The sequence below is a fragment of the Stenotrophomonas sp. Steno-Z4 genome, from assembly GCF_056393145.1.
On the sequence record NZ_JBWJPC010000027.1, the window covers coordinates 1 to 202 of the forward strand.

Genomic DNA, 202 nt, shown 5'->3' on the forward strand with positions numbered 1-202 from the left:
CTCGTCCTTCGACAGCACGTAGACTTCGCCTTCGAACTCGGTGTGCGGCTTGATCGAACCCGGCTTGCACAGCACCTGGCCGCGCTGGACGTCGTCACGCTTGGTGCCGCGCAGCAGCAGACCGGCGTTGTCGCCTGCCTGACCCTGGTCCAGCAGCTTGCGGAACATTTCCACACCGGTCACGGTGGTCTTCTGGGTGTCA

At 63.9% G+C, this 202-nt stretch carries 1 protein-coding gene; it reads right to left on the reverse strand.

Going from position 1 to position 202, the window contains the following annotated elements; translation table 11 throughout:
• The coding region (locus tag AC06E7_RS19115; RefSeq protein ID WP_478065608.1) for an EF-Tu/IF-2/RF-3 family GTPase at positions 1-202 on the reverse strand (202 nt) is incomplete at both ends.